Annotated in this window: 4 protein-coding genes; 1 reads left to right on the forward strand and 3 read right to left on the reverse strand. The window is 47.9% G+C overall.

What is annotated here, in order from left to right; translation table 11 throughout:
* Positions 1 to 28: 28 nt before the first annotated feature.
* Positions 29 to 4570 (reverse strand): beta-ketoacyl synthase N-terminal-like domain-containing protein, encoded by a 4542-nt coding sequence (locus ACVA58_RS27090; RefSeq protein ID WP_446513363.1) that lies wholly within the window; start codon positions 4568 to 4570, stop codon positions 29 to 31.
* 4 nt (positions 4571 to 4574) lie between these two features.
* Positions 4575 to 5837 (reverse strand): ACP S-malonyltransferase, encoded by a 1263-nt coding sequence (fabD, locus tag ACVA58_RS27095; protein ID WP_446513364.1) that lies wholly within the window; start codon positions 5835 to 5837, stop codon positions 4575 to 4577.
* Positions 5838 to 6070: 233 nt separating this feature from the next.
* Here fabD and ACVA58_RS27100 point away from each other — a divergent pair, with 233 nt between their 5' ends.
* Positions 6071 to 6799 (forward strand): thioesterase II family protein, encoded by a 729-nt coding sequence (locus ACVA58_RS27100; protein ID WP_446513365.1) that lies wholly within the window; start codon positions 6071 to 6073, stop codon positions 6797 to 6799.
* 31 nt (positions 6800 to 6830) lie between these two features.
* On the opposite strand, the gene ACVA58_RS27105 is transcribed toward ACVA58_RS27100, so the two are convergent.
* On the reverse strand, positions 6831 to 7889 hold the full coding sequence (locus tag ACVA58_RS27105; protein ID WP_446513366.1) for a GDSL-type esterase/lipase family protein: 1059 nt from the start codon (positions 7887 to 7889) through the stop codon (positions 6831 to 6833).
* Positions 7890 to 8359 lie beyond the last annotated feature (470 nt).

Below are 8359 nucleotides of genomic sequence, written 5' to 3' on the forward strand. Positions count from 1 at the left end.
CTTAATCTTTCACTGATTAATCGATTATTTAGTTAATTGACTTTGCATTTGCTTCTTCAACCGAAATGTCTCCGGACTCCAACTGGCTCAATAAAGTATCAAGATCGAAATCCCTGTTGTCCTCGATGGCCTCGGTCTGAAGGGGGTGAGTCTGAGAGCGAATGTGATCGGCTAGCTGCGATACCGTGGGGTAGGTAAAGATATCGGTCACATCAATAATGCTGCCGAACTTCTGCTCGATCATCTGAATGACTTTAACCGCCAAGATGGAGTCACCACCTAAATTGAAAAAGCTATCGGATAGATCAACTTCCCCTAAACCAAGTACTGACGCCCACACTTCGGCGACCGACTGGGCGATCAGATCCGAATTTCCCCCCTGATTCCCCGTCAGAACGACCGTGCCTTCAGCAACCGTGCCAGCAACCGCTATTTTCTCGGTCGGGGTAAACCCAAGTACGACAGGCAACGACTGTTCATCACCATCAAAATCAGGGTTGAGCTGCCCGGGCATCACGGTTCCTTGCTCGCAATTTTCAATAACGTGCTCCAGCACAGCCTGCCCCTGACGTGTTGTTAATGGAGCAACAAAACCATCAAGTTTGGCCTGCATCTCGACGGCCATCCCCGTTTCCGACCAAGCCGGCCACTGCACGGCGAGCGCGGGTAACCCCTGCTGGCGTCGGCGCTCGGCAACCGCGTCCAGCCAGGCATTGGCATAGGTATAATCAGACTGCCCCATCCCAGCAAACACCGCGGTAACAGAGGAGTAGAGAATAAAAAAGTCGAGCGAATCTTCCCGAGTTAACCGATCGAGCACTTCGGCACCGGCAACCTTGGCCCGGATCACCTGGCTAAACTCGGCTTCTTCTTTGCGGAACATAAAACCATCACCAGCTTGCCCAGCAGTATGGAGCACCCCATTGATTGCGCCGTACTGACGACGTAAGTTGGCCAAAACAGGTTCGACCCGTACGGCATCAGCTACATTCAGCGCGTGATATTCGACGGTCGCCCCAGCCGCTTTCAACTTCGCGATGTGTTGCTGCAAGCTATGAGCTTTCGTCGTGCCATCGTCCAGCCCCGTCCTGCTCAGCAAGCATAAGTGGCTGGAAGCTTTAGCGGCAAGAACGGAGGCTGCCACCTCCGCCAACGCGCCAGAGGCACCACTGATCACATAACACCCCCCCTCTCTATTCAATGGTTCCAGAGGTGAACCGGCAGCCTGTCGCTGCTGCAGCTGAGGCTCATAGCACCCGTTTCGGCGCCAAATACGTACCTGGTAGCCGGGACTGTGACAGGTAACGAGTGGAAGGATATCTGCGACCTCAACCTCTGACGGTACATCCAAGCAACTGACGGACACGTTGTGCAACTCCTGGCTAACCACTTTAGCCATTGCATACATTGCATGGACTGCCGGACTGATCAACGCCTCTCCGTCACCCTTGGCATAGCCATTGTGTGCCACAATAGTTAACTGCAGTGGATGTTTTCGGTGGCTTAGTGCCACCCCTTTAGCAAAACGAAATAAGGTCAATGCTGTCTGTGAAAGCTCTGTCGCCTCCGCCCCCGGATAAAGGATGACACGGTCTGCGACCTGGATTGCCTCCCACACCTCTTTCCCCATATCCGTGAACACTTGTACCCGGTTGTTCTTCGCCAAGCGTTCAGCAAGCTCAGCAGCCACCCCACCTACCTGCATCCCTGTAGAGTCAAGTAGTACAATCTGCTGCTGGAGCATAGCCTCGCCGTCTATTTCCGGGGCGGGGACTAACGAGGTGATAAAGCCCGGCTCAGGGCCATTGCGGAAATTCTGCTTGTATTGCTTGATCACGTAATCACGGATCGCCATCACCGGCTTACCGTCGAGCGAAACAATGCTGATATCGTACTTCACCGTTTCTGGCGCAGACTCTTCTCCTTTTTTCATTATCAGCAGGGCTGAAAACTCTGCCGGCAAAGGACGGTAAATCTGAATAGAACGGTAGGAGAAAGGCAAGTATGTGGCCTTGCCTGCTAAGCCATTGGCAATATTGACGCAGTGATCCATCAAGGCTGGGTGAATATGGTACCCTGCCACCTCCTCACGGAATCGCAGCGGCAAGGAGAATTCACCAAAGACTTGATCTTGATGACGCCGGGCGTGCTTCAGGCTATCCCAGCGGGGCCCTACATCACTGATAGTTTGCTGGTTAATTTGTGCTTCAGTCACGGTGTCAAACGACGCCAACTGGCTCCCCTGTGGCAGATTAATTTCTGCCGCCACAGAGATATCCGGTAACAGCCCCCCTTGCGCATAGATGATCCACTCGCCATCCTGAAGTCCGGTGACCACAAAACGGGCCTTCTCGTTTTCACTGATCAGGACTAACTGGATATCCCTCGGTTGCTGCGGTGCGACAATGACTGGCTGCAAAAAAATCACATTTTGCATCTCCACCGTGTCATAGCCCAGATAGCGAACGGCCATTGCGGACGCCATCTCGACATAAGTAGTACCGGGCACAATATAGTTACCATCAATAAGGTGTTCGTTCAGCACCCAATGTTTATCAACATCAAACCGGGTCGTAAAAATGATGCGGTCATAAGATCTTGCAAGAATCGTATCAACCAGCGGGTGTTCGACCTCTTCAAGGCCTGCGTGTCGAGCTCCCCCCGTGAAAGGAACCCAGCAACGCTTGGCCGCAAAGGGATAGGTTGGCAACGCAATCCGGCGATATTCGCCAGCGCAATAATAGGTTTGCCAGTCTACATCAGCCCCTTGGCGGTACAATGCTGCCAATTGGGCCTCATCCCGCTTTCCCGTCTCAACCAGCCGTGCAGCTTGCCCTGTTATATAGCGCATCTCGGCTTCGCTATGCTCCCCCGGTATCCTACCCTTTTTGCTTGATGGCACCACTTTGTGGTAACCGTACAGAGGACTCTCGGCTATTGCCCCCCTACACTGTTGCAACTGCTTACGCAAATCGGCCAAATCGACAGCGCCCACCATCAGGCGGTACGCGTGATGCGTTCGCCCGCACGATAAGGTATAAGCGACATCAGCAAGGGACGGTGAGAATACTGGCGATGCTAACTGAACGAGAAAGTCCGCAACCACCTGCTCCAGGACTGAAAGGCTAGCAGCTGAAAACGGCAGCCAAAATTGGTTTTGCTCTACCCCCTTGCATTCATCAGCCGACTCACCGACTGACGATAAATACTCTTCAAAGATAGCGTGAGCATTGGTTCCACTGAGGCCAAATGCGCTTAATGCTGCCCGCCGAGGTGTCTCCAAGGCCGGCCAGTGGCCCCCTGTTTCATTCACATAGACGGGACTATCGATAAAATCAAATTCAGGGTTTGGCGAATGAAAATGCAGTGTAGCGGGCAGATACTGATGCTTCAGCGCCATCACAATTTTGACCAATCCCACCATCGCTGCAGCATGATCCAAGTGACCAGTATTGCTTTTGACCGCCCCGATAGCACAGAACTGCCTTTTGTCAGTGAACGTGCGATAGGCCTTGTCTATAGCCGACAGCTCTACTGGATCACCAAGCTTAGTGCCTGTACCATGGGCCTCATACAAGCCGATTGTTGCCGGATCGATATCCGCACTTTCCAACACCTCCCGGATCAACTGCTGCTGAGCATCCGCGCTGGGCGCGGTGATACCCACCGAGCGGCCGTCTTGGTTAATACCAGACGCCTTAACAAGCGCATAGATATTATCTCCATCGCGTTCAGCATCATCAAGAGGCTTTAAAATCAATGAAATAACACCCTCACCAGAACCAATCCCATCAGACCTCTCATCAAAGGTCTTACAGCGACCTGAAGCCGAGCGTAGCCCCAACTCATTTTCAGCCTCTCGTGGCAGCAAGCGAACTTTCACCCCACCCAAAAGAGCCATCTGGCACTCGCCGCGATGCAACGACTGGCAAGCTAAATGAAGAGCGGTTAAACAAGATGAGCACGCGGTGTCAACAACTAAACTGGGCCCTTTCAAATCCAGTAGATAGGCAAGGCGACTAGCGAGTACAGACTGGATATTGCCCGCCGCCGACAGTGACTCTTGGCTTTCTGGTGCAATTTGCCCCACATACTCCCGGTATGTCGGGTCAAAATCACTATTAAAACCGACAAAAATGCCGACCTTGCTTCCAGCCAATGCAGACTTACCGTAGCCTGCATCCTCAAATGCCCGCCAAGAACTCTGCAATAACTGCCGTTGATTGGGATCTATACCGCATGCCTCGTTATAGGACAGCTGGAAAAAATCATGATCAAACTGATCCACATGCTCTAGGTAGGCTGCAGGATAGAACTCCCGACCACCAAGCGAAAAAACGCCAGCATCAGCGGCACGCGCAATAGGATACGGACGGATAAAATCTCTCTCTAGCTCAAGTCCGTTCCAGAAATCTGCCAAGGTATCAGCCCCTCCAACACGGCAGTCAATGCCGATAATCGCAATATCTCGATCAGATAAGGCTGACACGCTCTCGAGCTGGAACGCAGACGAGTCAGTTTCAAGAGATTCTTTCCCTCCTTTCTTGGCACTAAGAAAATCATTGAACATGCTGCTAACCCATAAGCTGTGCAACAGAAAGATCAGGCATCAGTTCACTCAACTGCACCTCATCTACCACCTGATTGAAACGCTGATGCTGCTCTTCTGCTGGCACCCCTTTGGTATCCATGATGGTTTTGAGCAGTGCCAGCGCTTGATGGGCATTAGCCACAGTCACCTCTCCAGCCTCGTTAAGCGCCTTCAAGGTGTTATAAGGTTGCACGACACCTTGCTCATAAGCCTGTAGATCATCATTGGTGTTCCGTGTAGCAACGGCTATAGCCATACATTTATTGAAAACGTTGATCTGCTGATCTTGATTGAAAGTTGCCCGTTCAGCACGGTTCATCACAAGTTGTCCTAGCTGCTGGCGGTCGGCCTTAACGTCAAAGGACAGCACCTCTATTGGGTGATGGTACTTGGCCAGCTTCTTCACTACAGAGCCGGGACCCAATTCAACCGCTAATGTCACACAAGCTTGCTGGACATAATCCATCGTCTGCACCCAACACACTGGGCTCACCAGTTGCTCAACAAGCAACCTCTTGATTTCTGTTGCCGATGGATAAGGCCGGCCAGTCACATTGGCAATAACTGGGAAAATAGGCTCAGAAAAAGGATATTTGGCGACTTCACGGGCATACAGCTCGGCTGCTGACGCCATTAATGGGGAGTGGAAGGCACCGCTGACATTCAGGCGTTGAGTCTTAATCTGACGTTCATCCAATAGACTTTTAATGGACTCAACCCCTACCGTCGTTCCGGACACTATCACCTGATCTACTGTATTGAAATTGGCTGGTGTCACCAGACTTCCTTCAGCTGAAACCTGCTGGCAAAACTGAGTCAGCTGTTCCTGATCACAGCCTATAACAGCCAACATATCGCCATCGCCCCCCATTGCGGCTTCCGACATAAGCCGAGCTCGTTGCTCGACCAACTTCAACGCATCAGCAAAGGTTAAAACTCGGGCGGCAACCAAAGCAGCGTATTCACCTAAACTATGCCCTGCGACAACCGTAGGGGTAATACCGTACTCCGCTTCGAATTGGCGGTACAAAGCTACATTAAGAGTCAATATGGCAACTTGGGCATTTTCTGTCTGGGTTAGTACATCCGATGTCGACTCGTAGCATAATGCCGTGATATCTCTTCCTAATACCTCAGATGCCTCAGAAAATGCTTCATTTATAATGGGTAAAGAATTAATTAATTCTTTACCCATTCCGACATATTGCGATCCTTGTCCCGGGAATAATAGAGCAAGCTTTCTCATTCTTCATCCTATGAATCACTATTAAAATTTCTCAAATAATCTCATAAAAATATATTTATCACCTTCAAAATAGTTAACATTTAGAAATCATTCAAAATATCAAATGATCAATTACACTAATAACAAAAAACAATTAAACATTCATCGCAAAAAAGATAATTTATTCATATTTGAAATGACACCCATATACTACGTGATATTATCGATATTTTTATTATTGGTTTAGGTGGAAAATGTCAAAGTGGTGGATTAGGCACAACTCTGAAAACGCAACGCTTCGAGTATTTCTTTTTCCCTATGCGGGAGGAAGTGCTGCAATATACAATCAATGGTTAGAAAACATCCCCTCCCATGTTGAAATCATTCAACTTCAATTACCTGGCAGGGCTAACCGCTTTAATGAACCTTTAATCTCATCCATGCCAGAGCTAATCAATGAATTAGGAAAAGAGATCGCACCACTGACTGATCTTCCATACATCATCTTTGGACACAGTATGGGCGGACGAATTTGCCACAATTTAATCAACTTCTTAGATGCTAACAATCACCCTCTCCCAATTCATTTCATCGCTTCTGGCTGTAAAGCCCCACACCAGGAAAGGCATAAATCAGGCACCCATTTATTGCCGAAAAAAGAATTCATTGATGAGATTAAGAGATTAAATGCAACACCGGATGAAATATTAAACAACATCGATTTCTTCAATATATACATTGATATTTTACGTGCAGATTTCGAGGTGGCTGATTACCAATCAGATATACCAAAAAATAAAAAAAAGATACCATTTACTCTATTCTTAGGGTTATTTGATGATGAGGTCGACATCTCGGATATTGACGAATGGAAGTTACACTTCAATAAAGAATTTAGTGTAAAGCTATTTAATGGCGGTCATTTTTTTATTAACACGGAATTTGATAATATTATAAAAGAAATGAATAAAATTATAATGTGATTTGTGTGGGGATAAACCCCACACTTTATTTTTATAAAAGAGACAATTTATTTATCTTTTCAACAAGCGCATCAGCCATTATTTGGTGCTCCGGTATAGAAGGATGCCAATTACAGCCTAAGTAATCAGCATCATAATAATGAATATAAACATCTTGAATATTCTGTGCCAATAGTTGAGCTTCTAAAAGACCAATTATTTCGTGATACCAGACTTTAGCAACAACGATAACTGGAACATCGCCATAACGGGCACGCTGTTTAGAAATGAAGTCAACATAGCCATCTATCCAGGCGCCGTAAAAAGTAGGCATATCGGGCCAAGGTTCATGTGGCTGCAACGGAGTACTAAAATCATTTCCACCTAAATTGATCACCACTAAATTAGGGTGGCGGTCTTCATACTTTTCGCTGCCAGTAAAGATTGCGCCTGATTTATTCATATAATAAGGCAGATTATGGTGGGGGTTATTACCATTCCAATTTCTCAACAGACCAAGTCCGGAATAAGCAACCATAGTACGGCTAGCCCCTAACGCTTCAGCTGCAATAGAAGCGTATGACTTGCGGGCATTGGTTGTATCGGCAATCTCCGCAGTTGTACATTCCCGTTTACTTGACTCGTTACCATAACCGGCAGTTATCGAATCACCGTAAAACAGGATGTGTGGCTTCTGTTGCCAAATCCCTTGGATCTCTCCTTCAGCTTCAAAGCCAGCAATTCTAATCATTGCATCATGGTTTTCGTTTCGCTTGACTAGATCGATACGCGCTTCATATGGTTCAGCAAAATTCAAAATTTCATAGGAATTCATACCAGATGCAGTTTTTAAGATATGGCTAGGCTCACCATTTACCAGCACATCAAACTGAGTACCACGGCCATCCATTTTTACCTGTAGGTGAGTACCTGAAAAATGGAGCGTCACAGCACTCCCCGGCCAATTTAGTTGTACCTCACCTAGCCCCCAGTCCTTACTGATACGTCCTTCATAAGTAAGACGATAATCTGTTGCCGGTATGGCTGTCGCGAGTACTTGTCCGGTAAACATCAAAAAACCTACAAAAATAGCGTTTTTAAACATAGGCATAGCCCCTCCCTGTTGCATGGCCAAAAGTCGCTTATAAAACTATCAACATTTTCAATATGCAACAACCAAACTATAAGCAATTACTTGTTTTCGATTTAACTTATGGCAGCTTTACGAGTTAGACCACAGCTCTATGAAAATAGAATGAGAGAAACGAATAAAGGTGGAACAGGTAACAATTACCTCAATTTAAAAACGCCAGAGGCTTTCGAAGATATGACCGAGAGCCGAGGGGGGGGGACGGGAAATCCTACAGAAGAAAAAAAACCAAACCTTTTGACTTAGGATTAGTGGCGGAGTGGCTGGGCTGGCACACCGGCGGGACTCATTCGACCGCAGAGCGAACAAAAGATTCAAACGTAAAAAAGCCCGAGTCTTTCGACTCGGGCTTAATATAAGTGGCGGAGCGGACGGGACTCGAACCCGCGACCCCCGGCGTGACAGGCCGGTATTCTAACCAACTGAACTAC

It is taken from the genome of Photobacterium sp. DNB22_13_2, from assembly GCF_052873915.1.

Coding starts and splice junctions, on each gene's coding strand:
- fabD (WP_446513364.1), bottom strand. CDS start 5,837: ATGAGAAAGCTTGCTCTATTATTCCCGGGACAAGGATCGCAATATGTC.
- ACVA58_RS27105 (WP_446513366.1), bottom strand. CDS start 7,889: ATGCCTATGTTTAAAAACGCTATTTTTGTAGGTTTTTTGATGTTTACC.
- ACVA58_RS27090 (WP_446513363.1), bottom strand. CDS start 4,570: ATGTTCAATGATTTTCTTAGTGCCAAGAAAGGAGGGAAAGAATCTCTT.
- ACVA58_RS27100 (WP_446513365.1), top strand. CDS start 6,071: ATGTCAAAGTGGTGGATTAGGCACAACTCTGAAAACGCAACGCTTCGA.